This is a genomic window from Myxococcus hansupus (assembly GCF_000280925.3).
Classification (GTDB): Bacteria; Myxococcota; Myxococcia; order Myxococcales; family Myxococcaceae; genus Myxococcus; species Myxococcus hansupus.
The window spans coordinates 4,423,900-4,448,021 of sequence record NZ_CP012109.1 but is presented as its reverse complement, the minus strand read 5'-3'; the positions used below and the strand labels follow the sequence as shown (position 1 = coordinate 4,448,021).

Annotated in this window: 18 protein-coding genes; 10 read left to right on the top strand and 8 right to left on the bottom strand. The window is 68.9% G+C overall.

The window, feature by feature from the left end; all coding sequences use genetic code 11:
- Nucleotides 1-584: 584 nt before the first annotated feature.
- A complete protein-coding gene (locus tag A176_RS16835) occupies nt 585-1,574 on the bottom strand; it encodes a LysR substrate-binding domain-containing protein (protein ID WP_002639374.1) in 990 nt (329 codons plus the stop codon).
- Between the two features lie 75 nt (nt 1,575-1,649).
- Between A176_RS16835 and A176_RS16830 the strand changes: the two genes are divergently transcribed.
- The 4 genes from A176_RS16830 (at nt 1,650) to A176_RS16815 (ending at nt 5,978) form a co-directional block, all read left to right on the top strand.
- Nucleotides 1,650-2,015 carry a cupin domain-containing protein gene (locus A176_RS16830; protein ID WP_044890448.1) on the top strand — a complete coding sequence of 122 codons (366 nt, stop codon included), beginning with the start codon at nt 1,650-1,652 and terminating at the stop codon, nt 2,013-2,015.
- Between the two features lie 53 nt (nt 2,016-2,068).
- Nucleotides 2,069-2,938 (top strand): MBL fold metallo-hydrolase, encoded by an 870-nt coding sequence (locus A176_RS16825; RefSeq protein WP_226994352.1) that lies wholly within the window; start codon nt 2,069-2,071, stop codon nt 2,936-2,938.
- A 212-nt stretch (nt 2,939-3,150) separates the two neighbouring features.
- Nucleotides 3,151-4,869 carry a M57 family metalloprotease gene (locus tag A176_RS37605; protein ID WP_063787451.1) on the top strand — a complete coding sequence of 573 codons (1,719 nt, stop codon included), beginning with the start codon at nt 3,151-3,153 and terminating at the stop codon, nt 4,867-4,869.
- A 350-nt stretch (nt 4,870-5,219) separates the two neighbouring features.
- Nucleotides 5,220-5,978, top strand: coding sequence for a hypothetical protein (locus A176_RS16815; protein WP_049872322.1), 759 nt, complete (start codon nt 5,220-5,222; stop codon nt 5,976-5,978).
- A gap of 74 nt (nt 5,979-6,052) precedes the next feature.
- Here the strand turns inward: A176_RS16815 and A176_RS16810 are convergent, their stop codons facing one another.
- The 4 genes from A176_RS16810 to A176_RS16795 all read right to left on the bottom strand — a co-directional run bounded on the left by A176_RS16810 (nt 6,053) and on the right by A176_RS16795 (nt 14,328).
- Nucleotides 6,053-11,125 carry a tetratricopeptide repeat protein gene (locus tag A176_RS16810; RefSeq protein WP_002639369.1) on the bottom strand — a complete coding sequence of 1,691 codons (5,073 nt, stop codon included), beginning with the start codon at nt 11,123-11,125 and terminating at the stop codon, nt 6,053-6,055.
- 165 nt (nt 11,126-11,290) lie between these two features.
- Nucleotides 11,291-11,845: a GNAT family N-acetyltransferase gene (locus A176_RS16805; RefSeq protein WP_002639368.1), complete on the bottom strand. Its 555-nt coding sequence runs from the start codon at nt 11,843-11,845 to the stop codon at nt 11,291-11,293.
- Nucleotides 11,846-11,915: 70 nt separating this feature from the next.
- Nucleotides 11,916-12,119: a hypothetical protein gene (locus A176_RS16800; protein ID WP_002639367.1), complete on the bottom strand. Its 204-nt coding sequence runs from the start codon at nt 12,117-12,119 to the stop codon at nt 11,916-11,918.
- A 70-nt stretch (nt 12,120-12,189) separates the two neighbouring features.
- Nucleotides 12,190-14,328 (bottom strand): M13 family metallopeptidase, encoded by a 2,139-nt coding sequence (locus A176_RS16795; protein WP_002639366.1) that lies wholly within the window; start codon nt 14,326-14,328, stop codon nt 12,190-12,192.
- A gap of 279 nt (nt 14,329-14,607) precedes the next feature.
- Between A176_RS16795 and A176_RS16790 the strand changes: the two genes are divergently transcribed.
- From A176_RS16790 to A176_RS16780, 3 genes are all read left to right on the top strand, one after another.
- Nucleotides 14,608-15,213 carry a DUF4136 domain-containing protein gene (locus tag A176_RS16790; RefSeq protein WP_002639365.1) on the top strand — a complete coding sequence of 202 codons (606 nt, stop codon included), beginning with the start codon at nt 14,608-14,610 and terminating at the stop codon, nt 15,211-15,213.
- 105 nt (nt 15,214-15,318) lie between these two features.
- Nucleotides 15,319-16,317 carry an aromatic ring-hydroxylating oxygenase subunit alpha gene (locus tag A176_RS16785; protein ID WP_002639364.1) on the top strand — a complete coding sequence of 333 codons (999 nt, stop codon included), beginning with the start codon at nt 15,319-15,321 and terminating at the stop codon, nt 16,315-16,317.
- A 21-nt stretch (nt 16,318-16,338) separates the two neighbouring features.
- The gene (locus A176_RS16780) at nt 16,339-16,989 is read left to right on the top strand and encodes a TetR/AcrR family transcriptional regulator (protein WP_044890446.1); all 651 of its coding nucleotides are present in this window, start codon (nt 16,339-16,341) and stop codon (nt 16,987-16,989) included.
- 76 nt (nt 16,990-17,065) lie between these two features.
- Here the strand turns inward: A176_RS16780 and A176_RS16775 are convergent, their stop codons facing one another.
- Complete coding sequence (locus A176_RS16775; protein WP_002639362.1) at nt 17,066-17,464, bottom strand: hypothetical protein; 399 nt, start codon at nt 17,462-17,464, stop codon at nt 17,066-17,068.
- Nucleotides 17,465-17,610: 146 nt separating this feature from the next.
- Between A176_RS16775 and A176_RS16770 the strand changes: the two genes are divergently transcribed.
- Nucleotides 17,611-18,852: an MFS transporter gene (locus A176_RS16770; protein ID WP_021781395.1), complete on the top strand. Its 1,242-nt coding sequence runs from the start codon at nt 17,611-17,613 to the stop codon at nt 18,850-18,852.
- A gap of 92 nt (nt 18,853-18,944) precedes the next feature.
- Here the strand turns inward: A176_RS16770 and A176_RS16765 are convergent, their stop codons facing one another.
- Nucleotides 18,945-20,042, bottom strand: a complete 1,098-nt coding sequence (locus A176_RS16765; RefSeq protein WP_158513092.1) for a hypothetical protein — start codon at nt 20,040-20,042, stop codon at nt 18,945-18,947.
- A gap of 68 nt (nt 20,043-20,110) precedes the next feature.
- The gene (locus A176_RS16760) at nt 20,111-21,454 is read right to left on the bottom strand and encodes a hypothetical protein (RefSeq protein ID WP_002639359.1); all 1,344 of its coding nucleotides are present in this window, start codon (nt 21,452-21,454) and stop codon (nt 20,111-20,113) included.
- 290 nt (nt 21,455-21,744) lie between these two features.
- On the opposite strand from A176_RS16760, the gene A176_RS16755 reads away from it, so the two are divergent.
- Together A176_RS16755 and opgC are read left to right on the top strand one after the other, a co-directional pair.
- Entirely contained in the window at nt 21,745-22,809 is a 1,065-nt protein-coding gene (locus A176_RS16755; RefSeq protein WP_049872320.1) for a serine/threonine-protein kinase, read from the top strand.
- Nucleotides 22,810-22,975: 166 nt separating this feature from the next.
- Nucleotides 22,976-24,088, top strand: coding sequence for an OpgC domain-containing protein (gene opgC / locus A176_RS16750; protein WP_226994351.1), 1,113 nt, complete (start codon nt 22,976-22,978; stop codon nt 24,086-24,088).
- Nucleotides 24,089-24,122: the final 34 nt, after the last annotated feature.

Sequence of the window (24,122 nt, the reverse complement as noted above, 5' to 3'; positions counted from 1 at the left end):
TCGCATGAACTCCCTAGCTGGGCCGTCGCTGTGTTCGCACTGCATGGGCCTGAGCACGTTTCATGCCGGTGGACTCCGAGAGGAGGGCGTCCTTGCGTGCGGTGAGCTGGCGTACATGCAGGACGCACTCGCGTCCGACGAGAACGCAAGGCAGGGCGGTGGATGGCTCGGCGGTGGGGCCGGACGGGCTCGTCGACAACGGCAGCGACCGAGTCTTGGGCCGCCTCCATTGTTGCCCGTGACGTTGTTGGTTCATTGAGAGTTTGTTCGTGTATTTGTCTTGCTTTCTACTTGGGTGTTGTTGGGTTGTTGTGCGAGGCGATTGTGTTTGCGGTCACAGCGACCTCGCCTTGAATGGGGGGATTCATGAGAGCCATTGTTGAAGTCGTGATGCGGTGGAGCGCCTGGCGGTACGCGCACGTTCTCGTGGTTGGCATCGGGCTGTCCGCGTGCGTTGAGAATGCTCCCACGGAGGATTTGGGCGCGTTGCGAGAGATGACGTGGGCGCAATTCGTTTCGCAGATTCATGGGGAATCTGAAAACGGCCTCAACATCCGTGATGGCGATGAGCTGGTGGCCAGGGCTCAGGTCTCACGTCGTGTATGGCTGAGCGGCCTTTCGCCTCGACGCCGTGAGGCCGCCCGTGGCCCTGTTGCGTCGGGAGCTGAGAAGCGCTCGCGAAGCAGTTGGATGAAGTGGGTCAGCGGAGCGGGGCGCTGGCGGGAGGCGCGGGTAACGGCGCTCCATCGTCGACGAATTCCCCGAGGGGTGAGCCGGATGGTCCTCAGCCCCGGGCTCTGGTCCGGCAGCATCCATTGGGGCAACGCCGTCACGCCGATACCGCCCCGCACCAGCTCAATCAGCGCCTCGGTGAGCGGGACGGGGGAGACCCGGTGCGGCTCGATGCCCGCGGGCCAGAGTACACGCGTGAAGACATCGAGCTGCTCCCGAGGCGCGGCATACGTGAGCAGGTGCTCCCGCGCCAGGTCCTCCGCGGTGGCATGTCCCCGCTGTGCCAGCGCGTGGTTCTCGGGGACCACCAGCATGAGCTCGTCCTCGAAGAGTGCGGTCTGGGCCAGGCGGGCCTGCGGCGGGACATCGGTCGTCAGTGCGAGGTCCAGCTCGCCATTCAGCAGCGCCCCTAGCGGCTGCCGCGTGGCCTCCAGGACGATGCGCAGCTCGACGCGAGGGTGCTCGGCTTGCCATCGCCCCAGGATGGGCGGCAGCCAGCCATACACCGTGTAGCAGCCCGTGCTGAGCCGAAGCAGGTCGTCCTGCGGGTTCGCACGGCAAATCGCTTCGGCCTGCGCCACCTCGTTCAGGACCCTCCGCGCGGAGAGGAGCAGCTTCTCGCCGGAGCCGGTCAGGAGCAGCCGGCGTTGACGGCGCTGGAAGAGCTGCACGCCCAGGCGCTCCTCGGCATCGCGGAGTTGGTGGCTCAGCGCCGAGGACGTGAGGTGAAGCTGTCTGCTCGCGGCGGCCAGGCTCCCCGTGTCGGCGACCGCGGCAATCAACTTGAAGTGACGGAACTCGAGCATGCCGGCCAGCTTCACATGAAGTCTGTTCAGCATCATCGCGAAATCGTTTCGCTACGCTCATGAATGGAGGGCTCCTAAACGTCGGCATCCCAGTGCCAGGAGGACGGACGGATGCCCCAGTCAGATGGCTTTTCGAAGACGCAGCGCCTTGTCATACCCCCCGTGTCGTCGGTGCGAATCGACGACATTGAACCGGTCGTCATCGGCCCCGGCTGCCTGCGCAGGGACTTGCCGAGTACCCCCGACGTGAGGGTCTGGGTCGTGGATATGGCGCCCGGGAGCCAGTGGCCCTTCGTGGACGTCCACGACACGGGAGAGGAGGTCCTCGTGATGAGCGGTGAGCTCATCGAAGGAGAGCAGCGCCTGGGCCCGGGAACCTACCTGTTCTTCCCACCGGCGAGCCGTCATCAGCCGCGAACCGAAGTCGGCGTGCGTCTTTTCGGTATCAACCCCGTGGCCCCTCCGGAGGCCCGGTGAGCCAGGACGCTTCGCCATTCCCGATGGAGCCCTCGAACACGGAGGGACGGGACATGCTGGCTCGGCCCTCGCTGGCGGGCCGTCGAGACTTCCTGCGTGCGGCGGTGGCGCTCTCCGCGGGCGCGGTGCTGCTCTCTCCTGGGGTGGGGCGTGCGACGAAGCCTGTCGACAGCGCCGCGCTTCGCGCCCAGCGGTTGGCCTGGGCCGGAGTCCGGCTGCGGCTTGGCCAGGACACGCTCTTCCTGGACCCATTGAGTGACCCCTCCGTGTGGGGGGCCGCGTTGAAGGATCCGCTCGTTCCATTGGACGTGAGCGAGGGAGGCCGCTTCGTCCTGGTGACGCATCGCCATTCCGACCACTTCGACCGAGTGGCTGTCCGTCAGGCGTTGGGGGACACCGGGACCCTGGTGTGTGCCCCGGACATGGCCGCGGTGGCCTCCGCGTCGGGCTTCCGCGTGCGACCCGCTCCGCTCTATGAGCCCCTCTTGCTCAACGACTTCACCGTCACCGCCGTGCCCGCGTCGGACGGTTATGGGGATCCCCAGGTTTCTTGGGTCGTCTCTGGCGGAGGCCGCCGCATCATCCACTGCGGCGACACGTTGTGGCATGGCGCCTGGTGGCACATCGGGCGACAGCTCGGTCCCTTCGATGCGGCCTTCCTGCCCATCAACGGGGCTCGCTTCGGCTGGCGCAAGCCCGTCAGCGACGTGCATGCCGTCCTGACGCCGGAGCAGGCGGTGGCCGCGGCCGTGGTGTTGGGCGCGAAGCTCCTCGTGCCCATCCACTACGGCCTCGCGGCCTCGGAGGATTACCAGGAGATTCCTGACGCGGAAGCGCGCCTCCTGGCCGCCGCGCGCACGCGGAAGGTGAGCGTGGAGTTGGCGCGGCCAGGGGAGTGGCTGACCTGGAAGGCCCGGACCTGACAGCAAGGGGAATGCCGTCCGGAGATGGCGTCACCCTTATGGGTGATGCCGTCTGCCAAAAAGATCCCATACGGTCCGCGAGCTCATTCCGGGGTCGACGGACCTTGGAAAAGCCTGCCAACGATTTCTGGGTCGCCGCGGGAATTACTCACAGCCTGTGAGTCATCATGCGCTCGTCCAGAGGAGCGCCTTATGTATGTCCAAGGTGTCAGATGGAACGCATGCAGATGTCGCGGACGGAGTCGAAGCGAAACATCTGGGTTTCAGCGCGGCTGATGGCCATACTGGCGTCGGTAGGGTGCGGCGCGGGAATGGCTCCGGAGGCCCCGGATGAAGGGCCCGTAGGCGCCCACCGGCTCAGCTTTGAGGAGTTCGAGAGGAGCACATATCGAGAGCCGGAGACCGGCATCTACATTGTCGACGGTGACATGCCGATGTCGGACCTCGAAGAGCTCCGGGAGTACTACGATGGCCTCTCGAAGCCCGGTGCGCTCACCGTGCACGCCGTGGGCAGCGCGAATGCGGTGTGGAACAGCACCCAGAAGCTCAACCTGACGTACTGCGTGAGCACGGGCTTCGGCGGTTCCCGGCATGCCAGGATCGTTGATGCGATGGCGCGTGCGGCGAATGCCTGGGAAAGCGCCGCCAACATCAATTTCATCCACGTTCCCGCCGAGGACAGTGCCTGTACCGCAACCAATCCCAACGTGGTCTTTGACGTCCGCCCTGTCTCAGGCCTGGGCTATGTGGCGCGAGCCTTCTTTCCAAACGATATCCGCCCGTACCGCAACTTGCTCATCGACTCGAGTGCCTTCGAGAATCTTGCGCCCCAGACGTTGACAGGGCTCCTGCGCCATGAACTGGGACACATCCTGGGTTTGCGGCATGAGTCCACGCGTTCTGGCAGTGGCGCCTGCTTCGAGGACAGCAACTGGCGAGCGCTCACGCCCTATGACTCGGACTCGGTGATGCACTCTCCGCAGTGCATGGGCGCCAACACGGCCGATCTGCACCTCACGCAGCGCGACCGGATCGGGATCCGGGCGCTTTATGGGGCTGGGAATGGGAACCTGGCGCTGATGGGCAACAGCTCCGCGTCATCCACCTATTGCTACGGCCCTGGCTCGAACTGCTACTCACCCGACCGGGTCAATGACGGCTCCCGCGACAGCACGCTCAATGGTCACCATAGCTGGACCAACGCCGACAATGTGGGGCTCCCGCAGTGGGTTCAGGTGGATCTCGGCCATCCCTACGTCATCAATCAGGCTGTCGTCGTCGGCAGCAGTGGGGGTGTCCCGCAGTCGTATTTGCTTGAGTATTGGAATGGCTCCGCCTGGGTTGCAACGGCCAACGTCGCGGGCAATACGCAGGTGCAGAGAACCCATGACTTCGCGCCTGTCGTCACCAGTCGGGTACGGTTGCTGGGCCGATTGGGCTCTGCCACACAGCCGGGCTATGTTCGCGTGAACGAGATCGAGCTGTACAACACCCATGAGAATCTGGCGCTCGGAGCGGCCGCCTCGGCGTCTTCGTCCTTTTGTTCGCTGGGATGCTACTCCCCCTCTCGGGTCAATGATGGCATTCCGAGTCTGGAGCTTGGCCCCAACACGAGCTGGACGAATGCCGCGGGCGCCGCGCTCCCTCAGTGGGTGGACCTGGACTTCGGTGGCCTTCGCACGTTCCGGCGCATCGAACTCTACATGAGCACCAGTGGTGCTCCGCAGGCGCTCAGCATCCAGGTCTGGAACGAGTTGAACGTCCTGGGCGGCTGGGTGACTCTCCACGTCGTCAGGGACAACGTCCACGCGCGGACCACGCATCTCTCCTCGGCCATCACGACCTCGAAGCTGCGCATTCTCGGCCAGCTTGGGTCCGTTGAGCAGCCGGGCTACGTGCGTATCAACGAGGTGGAAGTCTACGAGAACTGAGCGGTGGGCGTCCCCGCAACTTCTCAGGATTTTTTCTGACGGCGCCTGACTGTCTGTGTCAAAAATCAATGGAGGCATTCATGTTTCCGAAGCCATGCTTGAATCGTTTCATGTCTGGGATTTCGCTGTTGGCGTTCCTTGCCGCGTTGAGCGCCATGGGCTGGAGCACTCCGGTCCATGCGCGTCAGCCAGGCGTCATCGGCTACGGATATCAGGGGCGTTTGGATCCGCCAGTGGGGTTCGAGCCATACTGTAAATACAGGGTGGATATTGATTGTTATTGCAAGCCGCCAGCCGTCACCAACTTCGACCGTGCCATTGGCTGCTCCAATGAAAGCCAGGAAATCGCGATGCGAGATGCCAGGAACACGTGCACCGTGCTCTGCGCGCGAGCGGCAGTGAATTGGGGGCTCAACGACGGCGGCGTCGCGGGACGTCCAGGTGGCTCGACGGTGGGCACCGTCACGTTCGAGGGCGCCGGTACGGTGGCGGCCAGGGATTCGGGGGACTACGTGGGGTATGTCCCGTTCAGCGAGGAGCCCTTCGGTCCCTCGTGGGAGAAGGAGCGACTGGCCGACGAGCTCGTCGAGCGCACCTCCGTGCCTTGGGTCTGGCTCCAGGGTTTCGGCAAGTCCATCCAGTGGGAGGACTCGCGGGGCTCGGCGGCCTTCGTGCAGGCCTACTGGAGCGCGCGCGGCGTGCCCAGCCCCATTGGACAGTGCCGTCACTCCGTCCAGCTTGCGTGCCCGCTCGAGGACGTGAGGCTCGGTGACAGCCTTCAGGTCTGCTCGGCGGAGAGCGAGACGGATGCCCAGGCCATCGCCCGGACGAGCTGCGCGCCCATGCGCTACAACGCGCTGAGCCGCTCCTGGAGGACGTGGGCCATCTACGGTGAGCCCGTGGAGGGCCAGTCCATCGCCCCGGCCGCGACGGTCCTCGCCGTGGGCCCCCAGCAGTTCCTGGGCTACATCCCCTCCAGCCTGAAGGTCGTGGGCATCTCCGATGACTGGACCAAGCTGGCGAACGAGCTGCTGGAGCGCACGGCGGGCACCACCGTGTGGCTCGCCGGCCCGGTGAAGTTCTACGCCCCGAGAAGGAGTAATCCGTGAGGTGAGGGCGAACGCCAGGTCGCGACCGGCGTTCGCCCTCCGCTGGGCGTCCAGCAGAGGCCGGACCGCGGGGCCTAAAGCCCCAGTCCCAACCGCTGACGCAGCCGGAAGAAGTCGTCCGTAAAGGCCCACGCCAGAATCGTGCGCAGCCGCTCGCCTTCGCGGACGGCCTGAATCATCGGCTCGGGCGTGTCCAGCCGGGCACCCGCGAAGTTCGGGTCCTCGCGCAGCACCATGCCCAGGCCCACGGCCACGTCGCCGCAGAGCAGCAGGCCCGCCCGGTCCGCGGAGTAGTCGACGGCCTCCAGCCACGGCGCGAGGTCGAGCTTCTGGACGTCGCCCAGCGACATCGCCGGCATCTCCAGCGCCTTGATTGCCTTGCGCGGGAAGGCGCGCTTGAGCTGCTTCACGGACTCGTCGTTGCGCCGTCCCAGCGCGCTGAACTGCGGCGCGTGGATGCGGATGGCGCTGCCGAACAGGTCCGCCGTCTCGCCCTGGGACAGCTTCTCCAGCACCGCCGCCTTGTTCAGCAGCCCCAGCGCCGCGCGGCCCAGGAGGAACTTCTGCTCGCGCGCGTTGAAGCGCCGCACCACGTCCTGGCCAATGCACACCGACATGGGCTCCGTGGTCTCCAGCACCGTCAGGCCGCGCCGCGCCTGGTAGACCTCGAAGCTCTCCACGCCGAACACCTGCGCCACGGCGCGGATGGCCTTGTACACGGCGGAGTCCGGCTTCAACCGGTCCGCCTTCGGGTTGACGCCCACAATCTCGAAGTTCGGCGGGTGCACCTTCTCCAGGTGCTCGCCCATCGCGCGCAGCACCTCGAGCAGCGGGCCCCGGGCGCCCGGGTGCATCAGCACGCTGTCCACATCCGTCTGCGTCAGTTGCTCACGCGCCTCCTGCGACAGCCGCGTGCGGGCCTCCATGTAGAAGGCCAGCTCCACCTCGTTGGCGGAGCGCAGGAAGTGCAGCGCCGCCGCCGCGCAGAACGCCTTGTCGAGCTGCTTCAACCCCTCCCAGAGCTTGAACAGCGCGTGGAGGCTGTCCACCCGCGTCGGGTCCTGGCGGAGAATCTGCCGGTGCTCCTCGATGGACATGGGCACCGACGAGGAGTCCCGCGCATACAGCTCCGCCAGCACCGCGCGTGCCTGCAGGTTCGTGCCGTCACCGTCCACGACCTGCCGGTACAGCGCCGTGGCGCGGGCGGGCTCGGACAGCGGGCCCGCGTACAGGTCCGCCGCCCGCATGCGCAGCGTCGCGGCGCGCTTCGGGTCCACGGGGAGCTGCCCCGCGGCCTGGGCCTCCAGGAGCTGCGCCAGCTCGGGCAGGTTGCGCGCGCGCTCGTAGAGGACCACCAGCCGGTCCACGAGGCCGACGTTGGCTGGAGACAGCTCCAGCGCCCGTCGGTAGAGCGGGGTGGCCGCGGCGGCGTCGCCCATGCCCTCGTCGTAGGTGCGCGCCAGCTCCAGGGTGAAGTGGGCCCGGTGCTCGGGCGGCAGCTCCTGCTGGAGCAGCTTGTGCAGGCAGTCCACCGCGCCCGCGAAGTTGCGCGCCTGCGCATGCAGCGCGGCCAGCCGCTCCAGGGCGTCCACGTTGCGGGGCTGGGAGGCCAGCACCGTCTGGAAGTGCGCGGTGGCGCGGGACGGCTCGTTGAGCTGCGTCGAGTACAGGTTGCCCAGCGTCAGATGGAACGGGGCCAGCGTGCGAGGGTCGCCGCCCAACTGCACGCGCTGGCTGAGCATGGCCGCGGCCTCGGCGTACTGGTGCGCCTCCAGCAGCAGCGCGCCCCGCAGCTCCAGGCCCTCCGGGTGTCCCGGCTGCGCCGAGAGCGCCTTCTCCAGCAGCTCCAGCGCCTTTGTCCGGTCGTTCAGCGCCCCGTGGTGCAGGCGCGCCGCGCTGATGAAGGCCGTAGCGGCGGCGAGCCCATCCCGCTGCGCGAGCTTCGCCTCGGCGCGTCGCTCCTGCAGCGCCGCCAGGTCCGCGGAGCCACCGCGCTGCGCGAGCAGCTCCTCCAGGCCCGCCTGCGCGCCCGCGTGCAGCGGGTCCTTCTCCAGCGCCTGGCGGTACAGCGCGGAGGCGCCGTCGCCGTCGTTCAACTGCTGGAAGGCCAGCTTCGCCGCGGCGACGAAAGCATCAATCGCGCCGCGCGCGTCGCGGCAGGCGTGGGCCTCGGCCTCCAGCATGGCGCGGGCCTTCGCGAAGTCGCTCCGCTTCAGGGCCACGCGGCGCGCGCCCTGGAGCGCGGGCAGACACTGGGGTTGGAGCTCCAGGGCCTGGTGGTAGAGGGCCGCCGCGCGCTCCAAGTCGTTGAAGCGCGTGTCCGCCAGCTCGGCGGTGCGCAGCAGCATCTCCAGGGCCTCGTCGACGTCCTGCGCGGCGGCCAGCCGCATGGTGTAGAGGCGCGCCAGTCCGGAGGCGTCACCGGCCTGCCGCAGGCCCCGCTCCAGCACGAAGGCCAGGCGCGCGTCGCCCGGGTCCGCCTCGAAGGCGCGCTTGTACGCCTCCAGCGTGCCTTCGGCGGGCGCGCGGTCCAGGTCCACCGCGGCGGACAGGCGCAGCGCGGTGGCCAGCCGCGGGTCCGTCACGCGCTCGGCGATGCGCTGACGCAGCTCCGCGCGGCGCGGCCGGTCCGAGGCCCGGATGCGCTCCAGCAGCGTGAGCGCGGTGAGGTTGCCCGCCTCCAGGCTCAGCACGGCCTCGCAGCACTGCGCCGCGCGCGACGGCTCCTGGAACCGGTCCAGGTACAGCCGCGCCAGCTTCAGGTACGCCGTCACCTTGGCCGCGGGCGTGCCGCCCACTTGCGTCTCGCGGTCCAGGATGCCGACCAGCTCCTTCACGTTGTCCTGCGCCAGGTACAGCCGCTCCAGCGCGCGCAGCGTGACGGCGTGGCCCGGCGTCAGGCGCAGCACTTCCTGGTACGTGTCGATGGCCAGCTCCGGCCGCAGGAGCTGCTCCTCCCAGATGGCCGCGGCCTGGTAGAGCGCGTTGGCGCGCTCCATCGGGTCGGTGCGGTTGGCGGCCTCGGCGCGGAGCACCTCGACCAGGCTCTCCCACGCCGCCTGCGCGCGGTAGATGCGGGCCAGGGCGCGCAGCGCCGGGAAGTAGCTGGGCGCCAGCATCAGCGCTTCGTTGTACGAGGCGATGGCCTCGTTGTCCTGGCTCAGGCGCTGCTCGTACAGCTCGCCAATCTTGTAGATGAGCGCGGCAGCCTGCTCGGTGGACGGCGAGCTCTCCGACTCCGCGCGGTACATGTCGACCAGCTTCTCCCAGCGGCCGTCCTGCGCGTATAGGCGGCCCAGCGCCTTGAGCGCGGGGAGATAGGACGGCGACAGCGCCAGCACGCGCTCGTACGCGGCGATGGCGCCCGCGCGGTCCTTGAGGTGCTCGTCGAGAATCTCCGCGTTGCGGTGCAGCAGCGACAGCACCTGCTTGGTGTCACCCGCGAGCGACGCCTCCAGGTCATGCGTGTCCAGCAGCTCGCGGTAGCGAGCGGCCCGCTCGTACAGCCGCCCGAGGTTGCGGATGGTGGGCAGGTGGTCCGAGGCCAGATCGAGGATGCGCTTCATGCACTCGATGGCGTGGTCCAGGTCGCCCAGCCGGTCCTCATACACCACCGCCATCTTGTTCAGCGTGGTGATGAGCTGGTCCCGGTCGCTCGTCTGGAGCAGGTCCTGCTCGTACATGGCCACCAGCTCGGCGAAGCGGCCCTGGCGCTCGTAGAGGCGGGTGAGGGCCTTCTGCGCGGGGAGGTAGCCGGGCTGAAGCTGGAGGCAGGTGTTGTAGCGGGTGATGGCCTCTTCCTGGCGTCCCAGCCGCTCCTCCAGGATTTCGGCCGCCTTGTACATTCGCGCGGCCTTCTGCTTCGCGTCCTCGGCGGCGGCGACCTCCGCGTCGAAGACGGCGACCAGCCCCTCCCAGTTCTGCATGCGGTAGTACAGCTTGCCCAGGCCGGCGAGCGCCGCCGCGTGGCCAGGGATGCGCGCGACGATGGCCTGATACCGCGCCGCCGCGTCCGCCTCGCGCTTGAGGACCTCCTCGTACAGCGCGGCCAGCCGCAGGTTGGTGGCCACCAGCTCGCTCTCGTCGTTGAGCGAGCCCACGCGCGCCAGCAGCACGTCGGCCAGCTCCTCGAAGCGGCCTTGCGTCTCGTAGATGCCGGCCAGCTCGCTGAGCACCAGCGGCTCGTTGGGGGCCACCTGCCGCGCGGCGAGCAGCGCGGCCAGCGCGTCATCCTTGCGGCCGTTGCGCTCGTACACCTTGGCGATCTGCAGGTACGCGGGCGCCGCCTGCGCGCCCAGCGCGGAGGCCTCCGCGCCCAGCGCGGCCAGCAGCTCGTCGACGCGGCCCTCGCGCTCGGCCAGGCGCTTCATCGCCGCGAGCAACTGGAGGTCGGACCGATCCAACGCGAAGGCCTCGCGGAACAGGGCCGCGGCGCCTTCCTTCTGCTTCAGCCGCTCCTCGAGCAGCAGGCCCGCGGCGGTGAGGTAGTGCGCGCGCAGCGACGGCTGTTGCACGGCGGCGGCGAGCAGCCGGTACACCTCCACCAGCGCCGGCGCATCGTTTCGGGAGGCGTAGACGGACTCGAGCTGCGTGAGCACCACGACGTCCGTGGGCCGGCGGTCCAGGCACTGGCGCAGGCAGGTCGCGGACTCCTCGTCGCGGGACAGGCGCTCCTGGAGGATGATGCCCTTCTCGAAGAGCAGCGCGGCCTGGTGGCGCGAGTCCTCGGTGGCGGCGAGCTCCGCGTCCATCAACTGCAACACCATCTGCCAGTTGCCCACGTCCGAGAACAGCCGGCGGGCGGCGCGGATGTTGACGAGGTAGCGGGGCGCTAGCTTGTACGCGTTCTGGAACGCGACGGCGGCGTTGCGCGGATTCTTGAGCGGCTCCTCCCAGAGCAGGCCCACCTCGTGGAAGAGCAGCGCCGCGGTGTGGGGCTCCGCGCCGCTGAGGGCCTTGGCCTCACGCTCCAGCGAGGCGATGCGCTCGCGGGCTTCGTCCTCGGCGCGGGTGTTGGCCGCGGGCAGGTGGGGCGTGGCCTGAGCCAGCGTCTCCGTGGCCGGAGCGTTCGGGCTCGCGGGCGCGCCAGACACGGGGAGGGGGGCCACGGAAGCAGTGGTCCTCGGGACGTCGTTGCGCTCGCTCATGGAAAGCCGGCTCCGAATGGCCAGTTGGGGGAGAAGGACTGGCCATCGCCGGTCGTAACACGCGCTTGGCCGGTCCCTCAACTTCCCGTCTTTCTTGACGATTTGGGTGCCAGCAGCCCCAGGGGGCGGGCAGGCGGAGCCGGTGGGGACGGGGGTTTTCCAGGATCAGCCGACCCGCGGATTCCGCCGGGCGCGCCATGCCTCGCGGCTCTGCCCCCACACCTCGACGCTCAGGGTGTCGAACGGTGGCGGCATGCGGCCCGGACCTCTCAGGCTCGAGCCCAACCGGAGCGCGACCTGCTTGGAGGGCGTGTTCTCCGGGACGATGCAGTGGATGACGTCCGTCCAGCCGAGGTGCTCGAAGGCCCAGTCGAGGGTGGCCGCCGAGGCCTCGGTGGCGTAGCCCCGGCCCCAGTACTCGCGGCGCAGCCCCCAGCCAATCTCGGTCCCTGGCCAGCCGTCCGGGTGCCAGGGGCCCACGCGTCCCACCCACGCACCCGTGGCCTTCTCCAGGACGGAGAACATCGCGGCGCCTTGGAGGGCCCACGCGCCCGCCATGACACACAGGGCCCGCCACGCCATGGTGCGCGGCTGGACGCCACCGATGAACCGGGCCGACTCCGGGTCGGCGAGCAGCGCCACGAACCCCTCCAGGTCGTCCGCCACGGGGGGCCGGAGGATGAGGCGCGGTGTTTCGAGAACGGGACCCGGCAGTGACACGTGACTCTCCAACGTCTTCGAACCGCCAGGCGGCGACAGCCGAGGCCGCCTGGCGGGAACGACGACAGCGTTACAGCGGATCCGGCCGGCACACCCGGTTCACGCAGGTGTAGCCGGTGGGACAAGGCTGAGGCTCGTCCACCTTGCACATCGGCAATTCCTGCTCCTGGTCCGCCAGCATCAGGTCCTGCGTGTCTTCAACGGGGCCGCCACAGCCCACCATGGCCAGCACCGCGAGGACTCCCAAGCCACTCCGCAGCATGTTGCGCATCATTCCGGCTCCTCCGGGGTGAAGGCAGTACGCTCCTTCAATCCGGGATTTGCCGTCAATGACATGCCTGGCTTTACCAAATCCGGACACGTTGGTCGGGCGTCAGGAAGAGCGTCTGTCCCGGTTGGACCTCGAATGCGTTGTACCAAGCGTCGAGATTTCTCACGGTGGCGGCGCGGTAGGGGCCAGGTGCGTGTCCATCCGTCATGAGGATGCGGCGCAGGTAGGGCTCGCGGTACTTGCCACGCCACACCTGGCCGAAGCCGAGGAAGAAGCGCTGGTCGCCCGTGAAGCCGTCGATGACGGGCGCGGGCTTGCCGCCCAGGGAGAGCTGGTAGGCGTCATACGCCACGGCGACGCCCGCCACGTCGGCGATGTTCTCGCCCAGGGTCAGCTCGCCGTTGACGGACAGGTCCGGCAGCGGGCGGTAGGCGTTGTACTGCGCCGCCAGCGCCTGGCCCGCGGCCTGGAACTTCGCCTCGTCCTCCTTCGTCCACCAGTTCTCCAGCTTGCCTTGCGCGTCGAACTTGGCGCCCACGTCGTCGAAGCTGTGGACGATTTCGTGGCCGATGACGGCACCAATGGCGCCGTAGTTGACGGCCGGGTCGGCGTTCGCGTCGAAGAAGGGGGGCTGGAGGATGGCCGCCGGGAAGATGATGGAGTTCTGCTGCGGCGAGTTCAGCGCGTTCACCAACTGCGGCACCATGTACCATTCCTGCCGGTCCACGGGCTTGCCCAGCTTGGCGACGTTGCGGTGGTACTCGAAGAGCGTGGCGCGCTCGGCGTTGCCGTAGGCGTCACCCCGGACGATGTCGAGCCCCGAGTAGTCACGCCACCGCTCCGGATGGCCGATGCTGGCCTGGAGCGTGGACACCTTCTGCTTCGCCCGGGTGCGCGTCTCCGGCGACATCCACGTCAGCGCGTCGATGCGCTTGTCGAACGCGGTGATGATGTTGCGGACCATGGCGTCCGCCTCCGCCTTCACCTCCGGCGGGAAGTACTTGGCCACGTACAGCTTGCCCACGGCCTCGCCCATGAAGTGGTTGGTGGCGTCGACGCCGCGCTTCCAGCGCTCGCGCTGCGTCGGGACGCCGCTGAGCGTCTTGCCATTGAAGGCGAAGCTCTCGTCGACGAACGCCTTCGGCAGGGAGGCCGCCCCACGGGCCACGGCGTGGAAGGCCAGGTAGTCCTTCCAGGCCTGGAGCGGCTCGGACTGCGCCAGCTTCGACAGGCCCTTGAGCGCGCTCGGCTGCCAGACGATGAACTGCGGATGCTCGCCCAGGCCCGCGGCGTTGAAGAACTCGTTCCAGGCGAGCCCGGGCGCGCGCTTGGCGAACTCCGCGCGGGGCCACGGGTTGTTGGCCTTGGAGACGTCCCGCGTGTCCACCTGGGGCCAGTGCGTCTGCGCCATCTTCCGCTCGAGCGCGAGGACACGGCCCGCCCGGGCCTCCACGTCGTCGAAGCCGGCCAGCTTCAGCATCGCGGCGATGTGGGCCTGGTAGCTCTTGCGGACCTCCGCGAAGCGGGGGCTGTCCACCAGGTAGTAGTCACGGTCCGGCAGCCACAGTCCGCCCTGGAGCAGGTAGGGGGCGTAGCGCGACGGCTCGTTGAAGTCCTCGGCCACCCAGAGGCCGAAGAGCCGGTCCGTGGTGACGTCACCCATGTTGAGCGCGTCCACGTCCGCGCGCAGCGACGCGCCCAGCACCGTGGCCAACTGGCTTCGCTGGCTGATGGCGGCGATGCGGTCCAGCTCGGGCTTCAGCGGCGCGGCGCCCCGTGCCTCGATGGCGGCTTCGTCCATGTAGCTGGCGAAGATGTCGCCCACCTTCCGGGCTTCACTCCCTTCAGCGGCCTGGTTCTGCCCTTCGATGAGCTGCCGGTTGCGCTGGTCCGCCTGCTCCGTGAGGGTCGTGAAGCTGCTGTAGCTGGAGCGGTCGGCTGGAATCTCCGTCTGCTTGATCCAGGTCCCATTCGCATAGCCGTTGAAGTCGTTGCCCGGCGTGATGCTCCGGTCCATGCCGGCGAGGTCGAAGCCGAACGTCCCGTAGGTGGGCTTCGGCGCGGAGGCCACGGGGGCCGCTTGCGGCGCCGCGGCGGGGGCCTCTGGTTTCTCGGCGGACGTGGAGGATGCGCACGAGGTCAGCAGGGCGGACGTGCATGCGGACACCAGCACATGCCTGGCGCCGGTGAAACGTCGATGGGGGTGGGTCACAGGTGGCTCCTGAGAAACAGCAGGGGTGTGCCAGACCGCCGGGGCGGCGTGCCGCCGTCAACGGCCGAAAGCGGGGGATATAGACGGTCTGGGGCACGAAGGCGCGGCCGGAACAACGGATTCGTCGGTTTCATCCCGGACGAGCCCACCTTTCGCAAGGACCCGCTCCCCCCCGGATGCCGGACGTCCGGGCCGTACCCGAGGCCCGCGCGACGGGCGCCTAGCTTTCTCAGGAACGGGCGTCGCGCGGTGTTCGCGCCCCAACAGGAGGAGGCTCGAATGCGGCTGCTGTATCGGATGACTCCCGTGCTGCTGGGGCTGGCGCTGGCGGCTTGTTCGGGCGTTCAGGTCAACACCAACTACGACCCCACGGCCGTCGAGCGCATCGAGCGCTTCCAGCGTTACGCCTGGTTGCCGCAGCCTCAAGGCAAGGACTCGCGCGTCTACAACGACATCACGGACGTGCGCGTGCGGATGGCGGTGGACAAGGAGCTGCAGTCGCGCGGCTACCAGCGGGTGGAGATGTCCGACGACCCGGACTTCCTCGTGGGCTGGCAGGGCGCCATCAATACCAAGCTGTCCATCGACACCGTGGATTCGTTCTACGGCTATCCGTGGGGGCCCTACTGGAGCCCCTGGAGTTCCTTCTACGGGCCCTATGGGTATCCCTACGGAGTGGGCGGCCCACGCACCTACGTCCGTGAATACGAGGTGGGCACGCTCATCCTCGACGGCGTGGACGCGAGGGAGCAGCGGCTCGTCTGGCGAGGCACCGCGCAAGCCGAGCTCCACCGGAACCTGTCGCCCGAGGCGTTCCAGAAGAAGATCGACGAGGCGGTCCACAAGCTGCTGTCTCGCTTTCCCCCTAGTCCCGAAAAGCGATGACGCCCCCCGCCTCGGGGGCTCGCGGCCCCGTGTTTCCCGTTGCGCGGGGATTGGGCCGCCCCATAATAGACCAGTGGTCTAACTGTCGGTCTAGGGGCGGCTCCCATGAACGAAGCGACGGGGACGAAGCAGGAAGAGCGGTGGGCCACGCACTGGTACGCGGTGGCCCAGGCGTCGGCGCTCGGGCGCTCCTCGCCGCTGGGGCTCCAGCGCCTGGGGCGGCGGCTCGTGTTGTGGCGTGACGCGGACGGCGTGGCGCATGGCGCGGATGCGGCCTGTCCTCATCGTGGCGCGGACCTCGGGCTCGGCCGGGTGCGAGAGGGGATGCTGGAGTGCCCGTACCATGGCTTCCGTTACGACGGTGGCGGGGCTTGCCGTGCCATGCCTTGCGAAGGGCGTGAGGCGAAACCGTCGAAGGCGCTTTCGCTGCGCAAGCATCCGGTCCGTGAAGCACACGGCTTCATCTGGGCCTGGTTGGGCGGGGTGACACGTGAGCCTTTGCCCGAACTGCCGTGGCTCCCCAGCGCGCCCGAACCCGGCCCGAACAGCGCCTCCGTGGATGATGTCTGGAGCGCGCGCTTCACGCGGGTGATGGAGGGGATGCTGGACCTCCATCACTTTCCGTTCGCGCACCGGCGCTACGTGCCGCCGGGGTACACGCGGCTGGACCCCTATGAGGTGCAGGTGGAGTCGGGTTCCATTCGCTCGGTGGGCTGGCTCCGAAAGGAGGACGGGCCGCCGGGCACGGGGCTTCGTTTCGACATCCATGTGGGTTACCCGGGCGCGCTCCACCTGCGCTTCTCGCCGCGGCTCGATGCCGCCGTGGTGTGTACGCCCGTGGATGGCGAGCACACGTGGATCGCCGCGCGCTTCCACCAGCGTTACGTGCCGGTGCCGGGGCTGGGGTGGCTGGCCGCGCGGTTGGCGATTGCGTTCGAGTTCCAGTTCATCCAGCCGGATGACCATCGAATGGTCCGTTCCAGCCTGCCTCGCTCGGGGGCGCTGTCGCACGGCACCCTGGTTCGCGCGGACCGGGCCATCGTCGCGTGGCACCAACTCCATCGCGCGGCGCTGGGAGATGCCCCGGGGACAGGCGCATCCTGATAGAGAGAAGCTCCGCGTCCCATGCCCCGTCCCAGGTCCAGCAGGCTCGACCCCGAACGCCGACAGACACTCCTCGCCGTGGCGGCGGAGGAGTTCGCGGAGCATGGCTTCGACGGGGCCTCGTACAACCGCATCCTGGAGCGGGCGGGGTTCTCCAAGGGCGTCGCGTATTACTACTTCGAGAGCAAGGACGACCTGTATGCCGCCGTGATGGGCGAGATGCTGGACGCCCTGGCGCGGCGGTTCGGCGCATGGGAGGCGCCCGCCCGCGCGGAGGCGTTCTGGCGCACGTTGCGTGAGCGTTATTTCGCGGCCGTGGCCTTCGTCATGGAGGACGCGCGGTCGGCCCGACTGCTTCGGGGCCTGTCTCAGGCACGAAGCCATCCGAAGCTCCAGGACACCTGGGGCCGCTTCGAAGGGCCGCTGGTGGCGTGGTTCCAGCGCGTGCTGGAGGACGGGCGCGAGGTGGGCGCGGTGCGCGGCGATGTGCCCGAGACGCTGCTGCTGGCGTCACTCATGGGCATTGGCCAGGCCACGGATGGGTGGCTGCTCGAACAGTGGGCCGGGCGCGGAGCCGCCGCGCTGGAGGAGGGGGCGGAGCAGGTGTTCTCCCTCTTCGAGGACCTGCTGTCGCCCAGGCCGGCGCGCAAGCCGGCGGCACGCAAGCGCTGAGGCGTGTTCCACGAGCGCGGGGCGGGGCGTTGTAACCAAGCCCCGGGCCCGGGAACTCACGTGACGGACGCGACGCTCAGTAGGCGCACGCGCGGACGTTGCAGTAACCCTGCACGCCCCGGCACACGCAGTCTTCGTCATACATGCACCGCGTGGAGGGGCAGGTCGGGCCGCCAGGGCCTCCGCCACCGCCGCCGTAGGTGTAGCTGCAGGCGTTGCGCGAGCACGTCGCCGTCCTGGCGGAGGGACAGGCCTGCACGCAGTCCTGGTCGGAGCTGCACCGGACGCTGACGCAGACGAGGCCGGACACGTCGCCCTCGGTGTTCCTGGCATCGGACTGCAGCTCCTGCGAACACGCGGACTGCTCCGCGAGGACGGCCGGAGATGCGGTGGGCTCGGTGGCGCCCGCGGCGCTGGCGGCGAGGGTCAGCAGCAGGGCGACGCCCCAAGACAGACTGTGTCGGCGGGATGACATGGTGGAAAGCCTTTCGCGCCCCGGACGGTCCCCACAGGAATGTGCGGGAGTTTCGGGGATGTCGACATTAACACGGCTGTATCTGACGATGCCCGCGGCCACGAATCCTGTTCCCCTGGCGCGTCCGGCCGTGAATCATCGGGTGCATGCCTTCGCCCGCCTGGAACTCCCCCGCACCCCGGAACGTGCAGCGACGGGTCCGCGCGCTCGTCTTCGTCACGGTGTTCCTGGACCTGGTGGGCTTCGGTCTCATCATCCCGCTGCTGCCTTTCTATGTGGAGTCCATGGGGGGCACGGCCACCACGGCGGGGGTGTTGCTGGCGCTCTTCTCGCTCGCGCAGCTCATCGCCTCGCCCATCCTGGGCCGGCTGTCGGACCGCGTGGGGCGGCGGCCCGTCATCCTGTTGAGCCTGCTGGGCAATGCGCTCTCCATGGCGCTGTTTGCCTATTCCACCCATGTGCGGCTGCTGCCGTTGCTGTTCGCGTCACGGCTGCTCGCGGGGGCCACGGCGGGCAACCTGGCGGCGTGTCAGGCGGCGGTGGCGGACGTGACGGACGAGCACGGCCGCGCGGCGGGCATGGGACGCGTGGGCGCGGGCATTGGCCTGGGGATGGTGCTGGGGCCCGTCATTGGCAGCGTGCTCCACGTGTGGGGCGCGTGGGCGCCACCGCTGGCGGGCGCGGTGCTCGCGGCGGCGGCGATGCTGGGCGTGTTCTTCTTCTTTCCGGAGACGCACCGTCCCGGGTCGACGGACCCTTCGGCGGCGGGACGTCCCCGTGTTCGCTTGCCGGAGGTGTTGGCCCGTCCCGGCCTGGGCGCGGTGTTGGCGCTGATGTTCCTGGTGTTCATTGGCATGACGAACCTCCAGGTGTCGTTGGGGCTGCTGGCCCAGGCCCGGTTTGGTTGGGGCGAGCTCGAGGTGGGGCGCCTGTTCGCGTTGATGGGACTGGTGACGTTCGTCCTTCAGGCCTTCGTCATTGGCTGGCTGACGCGGCGGTTTCGGGACACGTCGCTGGTGCTGGTGGGCGCCACCTGCATGGGGACGGGCCTGGCGCTCATCGCGGCGGCGAACCATGGCGCCATGCTGGTGCTGGCCATGGTGTTGGTGGGCTCGGGCACGGGGTTGTTGCAGCCGTTGGTGGCGAGCCTCGCCTCGGGCTTCGCGGGGCGCGAGCTGCGCGGCGGCGTGCTGGGCGTGGTGCAGTCTGCGGGCGGGCTCGCGCGCGTCGTGGGGCCCGTGTGGAGCGGCTTCCTCTTCGCTCGGTTGGGACCGGGTGCGCCCTTCGCCAGCGGCGTTGCGGCGTCCGGCATCGCGTTGCTGGTGGCCGCGTCCCTCCGGCGAAGGCGCATGCCGGATGCGCCACCGCCGTCGAGCATGAAGGCGTGAGCCGCGTGCCGCTGGACGCCCTCACCTTGAACCCCACCCGACTCAGGGCTCGGTTTCGGCGGAGCCTGGCGTCACGGCGGCGGGCGTCTGGGTCAGCATCTTGAGCGGGTCGAGTTTCTGGCCGACGAGCGCCAGGAGTGTTCCGGCGATGTGCTTGCCCGCATAGCGTCGGGAAGGCTGCGCATCCACGTCGGCGGGTCGGGCATGGCGCTGCCCGGGGGCTGGCGGTCATCGATGGTGACGCCGTGCTCCCACACCATCGTCAGCATGGAGCTGGGGCAGGGCGTGGCCAGCTCTTTCTGGAGCTCCGCGTAGGCCGCGCGGAAGGACGGCTCGGCGATGGGCTGGAGATACCTCGCCAGGTTGCTGGCCTCGACCAGCCCGATGCAGCGGGTGATGGCCGAACCACAGCTTCGGGCCTTCCGGGCCACCTCCACGGGCGAGACGATGCTGGCGAACGACATGCTCGCCCAGACCACGGCGCGCATGCGCCCACGCTGCGCCTCGCTCATCGGTTTCCACTCCGCCGGGGGCTGCTCCATCAGCGCGTGCGCCTTGTGCTCCTGCCCCAGCAGGGCGTAGGCAATCATCGCGCCGAGCAGGCTGTCCGTCCGGTACGACAGCCACGCGAGATGGCGCACGTCCCGGGCCGCCTCCAGGGGCTGCCCCGTCTTGACGCCGTGGAGCAGCCGGAACTTGGACCACTCCAACAGAGCGATGAAGTTGGGCACCGGCGCCGTCATCATGTTGTACGGAGTCTCATGCTGGAACGGGAGGTTCCGCACGGTGTCCCACCGGTCGAAGCGCTGAAGCTCGCGCATCCACTCGAAGCGCAGCGAAGACAGGTCCGGGGCCGCGGCGAACCATTCGTCCAGCGTCTTCTTCTCCTTCAAGTGGGCGGGGAGCTGGAGCGGTGAGTCCGCGGGCATCGACGGGCCCGCGTCCTCCCACTGCACCCAGGCGTTGAGCACCGGGCCCGCGTCACCCTCGACGCGAGGCTCGTGGAACCACGGGTCGGCGGCGAGCTGCGTCTGCTCGTCGCAGAACAGGTCCACCTGCGCCGTGACGTCCTGTCTCATCGCGTCCAGCGTGGGCTCGTATCGCGAGCGTATGAACATGTCGAACGCGATCAAGGCGACGACGACGAGCACGACCAGGATGCTGGCGAACCAGACCAGCACTCGCGACACGCTTCCTCGAACACGCTGCACGCTCAGACGCATGTCTCCACTCCCAACCAGGGTGGGTGAAACTCGAACTAGAGACAGTACTGCGCGAATGTCGGGCTGCTGCACAGCTTCTGGAACACCGTCAGGTTGCAGGTGTCGGCGCCGGGGACGATGTTGCAGGGATTGCCGTACGGGCTGCCGTAGTCCATGCAGGAGAACTCGACGCGCTCACCGTGGAGCGTGGTGACGGCGACCACGCGGTTGTCGTACTGGCCGTTGACGACGCAGCGGTCCGCCGCGCCCGCGCGGTCCACCGTGTAGACGCCGTGGGACAGGACGCCCGGGCATTCCACCGTGCAGTGCGACGGCGTCTCGGGAGGACGGAAGCCGAACATGAAGGTGTTGGGCTGTCCCGTGGTGGCGGCGAAGGTCCCCGTGGGCGCGCCCGAGGGGCTCAGCGGGTTTCCGGAGCCGTTCCAGTTTCCCTTGGCCAGCGAGTACGTGCTCGCCCCCACCGCCGCGAGCGCGTTGACCGCATCCGCATGGTTGCCCGCCGCGCCGTAGAACGTGCGGAAGGAGCGGACCTCGCCCGGAGCGAGCGCGCCCAGCTTGAAGTCGATCTGCGCGCCCAGGTCGCCCGGGCCCAGGTTGGTGAAGTCACCCACGCCGCCCATGAGGGGGAAGTTGGGGGCCAGCGGATCCAACGAGACGAAGTTGTTGTCGACCGCGCCCACCACCCAGGGGTTGCCCGCGGTGCCCGCGATGGTGACGTACTCGGAGAAGGTGTTGGGCAGGATGTCGTAGTCGATGCCGCGCGTGTAGCGCAGGTCGGCGACGTTCACCGTGCCGATGTTCTCGATGAGGACGTTCACCTGATACAGGAAGTTCGTGAGCGACGTCGGCGTGTAGATGTGCGTCACGCGGAACGTGTTGCCCACGCGGACCACGGACATGGTGGAGATGGGCGAAGGCGCGTTGATCTCCACGGTGACGTTGTGGGCGCCGCAGTCCGCGGAGCTGAAGCCGGAGACCCCCAGGTCGGCGCTCGCGACGCCCCAGCCCTCACAAGGGCTCCCGGGGGCCGCGGCCTCGCCGTTCGTGGGCAGGTAGCGCAGGCCAATCCAGCTCGTTCCGTGCGTGCCGCTGGAGACGGGGTTGGTGGGGCAGGGGATGTTCAAGTGTCCTTCGGGCGCGACCCCGAGCCGGACGGTCGCGTTGTCGATCATCCCCGGACAGGCGGGCAGGGGCGGCGGGATGAGGTGCGGGTCCGCGGCGGTCTGCTTCAAGGCCTTCGCGTTCTTGGGGTGAGGCCGCGTTTTCACGCCGGCGCCGGCGGACAGCTCCGGGCTGCTGGCCAGGGCCTGTCCGCTCCACGAAAGGGCGCAGAGCAGGGCCGTGTGAAGCCAGCGCTGGGGATTCTTGGAAGCGCGCATCCAGTGTCTCCTGTGCCCGGCGTACCGGGCCGTGAGGGGCGAAGGTGGTGCGCGCAGCCTAGTCAGTTACAGGGCGTATGGGTGTGCCATTCCCCATGTCTCAGAGACACTGAGTGTATCAACCCGCACGAAGCGGAAGCCGCGTGCCGTGCCGTGTGTCAGCCGCGCGTCGACAAGGGCCGTCCTGGGAGCGCCTCTTCCTTGGAAACCGGTGGGCCTGACGGGATGATCGTCCGTCACCCACCGGGTCGCGGCTGGCTCGGTGTCGAACGTCTAGTGAGGAGCCTGCCGTGGCGAATCGCGTCCGGTCTGCCGATGAATGGGTCGTCCTCCTCTCCTCGCCGTCGGCGTCGGAGCGTGAGAGGGCCGTGGAAGGTCTGGGGGACGCCTTGGGCGCGGAGGATGAGGCGCTGCGCGAGCGGACGGCCCAATCCCTCCTGGATGCCCTGGGCCAACCCGGCGCGGCGGTGGGAGCCATTCTCTCGTTGTTGCAGTCCGCCTGGTGGCCACCGCCGGTGCGCCTCGCGGACGCGGCGATGCGGGCGGTGACGGCGGCCCTGGCCACCGTCGATGTCGCGAGCCCGGCGGTGGAGGACGCCGCCCTGGTGTTGGCCAATGTGTGCCGGGTGGCGCCCGGCCAGTGCGCGGCATTGGAAGCGGCGCTGGGCCACGGGCGGGCCTCCGTCCGGCGCGCGGCGGCGGGCGCCGTGGGCCGGGTGGGGGAGGCCGCGGTTCCCCTGCTGCCTCGACTCGTTCCCATGTTGCAGGACGAGGAGGACGTGGCGGGCGCGGCGTTGGAGTCGCTGGGCGCGTTGGCGTCCCTGGCGCCCGGCGTGGCCACCCCCGCGCTCCTGGAGCAGGTGCGCACCGTGGAAGGCGCGCGGCTCTACCTGGCCCTGACGGCGCTGCGGAGCCTGGTCGAGGATGCCCGTCGCAAGGGCGCGCCGCTGCCCGCGCTGCCGGGGTTGGAGGCGTCACTCCATCGCGCGGTGAAGGAGGGGGAGCCCGCCATTCGCGTGGAGGCGCTCACGTTGCTGGGCCTCACGGGGCCTGCGTCCCCGGACGTCCTCGAGCGCGTCAGCGGCCGGCTTCAGGACACGAACCCCTCCGTGGCGGCGTGCGCGGCCGTGGCGCTCCTTCGGCTCGATGCGTCATCCCCGGCGGTGGTGGCGCTCCTGGAGTTCCAACTGCGCGCGGTGGAGGCCCCGGAGCAGCAGGAGGCCGCCTTGTCCGCGCTGGAAGACGTGGAGCTGGCGACGCTGAGCCGGGTGAAGGAGATGCTGCGGCGCGTGACGGACACGTCGTCCGGGCCGGGGCGAGACTCGGTGCGCAGGCTCCTCGAACGGCTCCCATGACGCAGGCGGCCAGACGACGGGTGGATGGGCCGTCTGCCTGCTGACACAGGGGGCCGCCCGGGGACTTGGCCGGCGGAATGGGCTATGCAGTGTGTGGAATTCTCCGTCGAGGGCATCCTCGACGCCCCACCTGACCCGAGCCCCCGCCGAGCCGACCTTCGTCCTCATGAATCGCAGACCCGAGTTCGACAGCTTGCGTGGCGTGTTGCTCGTCTTGATGACGCTGACGCATCTGCCGACCCGCCTGAATACGCTCAGCAATCAGCCCTTTGGCTTCGTCTCGGCCGCCGAGGGGTTCGTGTTCCTGTCCGCGTTCCTCGTCGGCGTGGTGTACGCCCGGAAGGTCGAGGACGCGGACGCCAACGTCCTGTGGCGCAGCCTCTGGCAGCGGGCGCTCAAGGTCTACGGTTATCACGTGGCGTTGTTGGCGTTCGCGTTCGCCGTCATCGGCTCGCTGGGCGTGATGACGCACCGTCCCGCCATCCACAACCTGCTGGCCTTCTTCCACGAGGACCCCGTCACCGCCCTCTGGAGCAGCCTGTTCCTGCTCTACTGTCCGCCGCTGCTCGACATCCTGCCGCTCTATGTCGTGCTGCTGCTGTTGACGCCGTGGATTCTGCTGGGCTCGCGCACGCTGGGGTGGACGCGGATTCTGTGTGTGAGCGGGCTGGTCTGGATGTCGGCGCAGTTGGGCCTGAAGCGCGCGCTCTACGACTTCCTGGTGTTCATCCCCGTGCTGCCGTGGCCGCCGCTGCGCATCGAGCTGTCGGGGTCCTTTGACCTCTTCGCGTGGCAGTTCCTCTGGGTGCTGGGGGTGTGGCTGGGCGTGAGCCGCGTGTCGGCGCCGGAGAAGCGCGACGACGTGTCGCCCGCGCTCCTCGGGGGGGCCCTGCTGGTGAGCGTGGCGTTGCTGCTGATGCGCTACCAGGTGGGCATCTTCAACATCGACTTCGGGGTGTACGGGGCGCTCATCGACAAGTGGACCCTGGCGCCGGTGCGGCTGGTGAACTTCCTGGCCCTGGCGCTGCTAGTGAGCTGGTTCAGCCCCAAGGTGTTCCGCTGGCTGCGCCCGCGTGTGCTGGAGGCACTGGGCCGCGCCTCCTTGCCCGTGTTCTCCGTGCACCTGGTGCTGTGCCTGCTGAGCCTGGCGCTGCTCAATGAGAACGAGGACCCGCTGGCGGACTGGGAGGAGCTGGTCGTGCTGGTGGCGACCTTCTCGGTGATGCTGCTGGTGGCGTGCCGGCAGGCGGCGGTGTTGCGCGGCAGCAACCCCCGCTGAGGGGCTGTCTGAGAATCTTCTCAGGATGCCCTCA

Excerpts from the sequence above, each read along its gene's own strand:
- A176_RS16790 (WP_002639365.1), top strand. The coding sequence starts at position 14,608 with ATGCGGCTGCTGTATCGGATGACTCCCGTGCTGCTGGGGCTGGCGCTG.
- A176_RS16780 (WP_044890446.1), top strand. The coding sequence starts at position 16,339 with ATGCCCCGTCCCAGGTCCAGCAGGCTCGACCCCGAACGCCGACAGACA.
- opgC (WP_226994351.1), top strand. The coding sequence starts at position 22,976 with ATGAATCGCAGACCCGAGTTCGACAGCTTGCGTGGCGTGTTGCTCGTC.
- A176_RS16830 (WP_044890448.1), top strand. The coding sequence starts at position 1,650 with ATGCCCCAGTCAGATGGCTTTTCGAAGACGCAGCGCCTTGTCATACCC.
- A176_RS16835 (WP_002639374.1), bottom strand. The coding sequence starts at position 1,574 with ATGATGCTGAACAGACTTCATGTGAAGCTGGCCGGCATGCTCGAGTTC.
- A176_RS16760 (WP_002639359.1), bottom strand. The coding sequence starts at position 21,454 with ATGCGCGCTTCCAAGAATCCCCAGCGCTGGCTTCACACGGCCCTGCTC.
- A176_RS16770 (WP_021781395.1), top strand. The coding sequence starts at position 17,611 with ATGCCTTCGCCCGCCTGGAACTCCCCCGCACCCCGGAACGTGCAGCGA.
- A176_RS16800 (WP_002639367.1), bottom strand. The coding sequence starts at position 12,119 with ATGATGCGCAACATGCTGCGGAGTGGCTTGGGAGTCCTCGCGGTGCTG.
- A176_RS16825 (WP_226994352.1), top strand. The coding sequence starts at position 2,069 with ATGCTGGCTCGGCCCTCGCTGGCGGGCCGTCGAGACTTCCTGCGTGCG.
- A176_RS37605 (WP_063787451.1), top strand. The coding sequence starts at position 3,151 with ATGGAACGCATGCAGATGTCGCGGACGGAGTCGAAGCGAAACATCTGG.
- A176_RS16785 (WP_002639364.1), top strand. The coding sequence starts at position 15,319 with ATGAACGAAGCGACGGGGACGAAGCAGGAAGAGCGGTGGGCCACGCAC.
- A176_RS16810 (WP_002639369.1), bottom strand. The coding sequence starts at position 11,125 with ATGAGCGAGCGCAACGACGTCCCGAGGACCACTGCTTCCGTGGCCCCC.
- A176_RS16815 (WP_049872322.1), top strand. The coding sequence starts at position 5,220 with ATGCGAGATGCCAGGAACACGTGCACCGTGCTCTGCGCGCGAGCGGCA.
- A176_RS16775 (WP_002639362.1), bottom strand. The coding sequence starts at position 17,464 with ATGTCATCCCGCCGACACAGTCTGTCTTGGGGCGTCGCCCTGCTGCTG.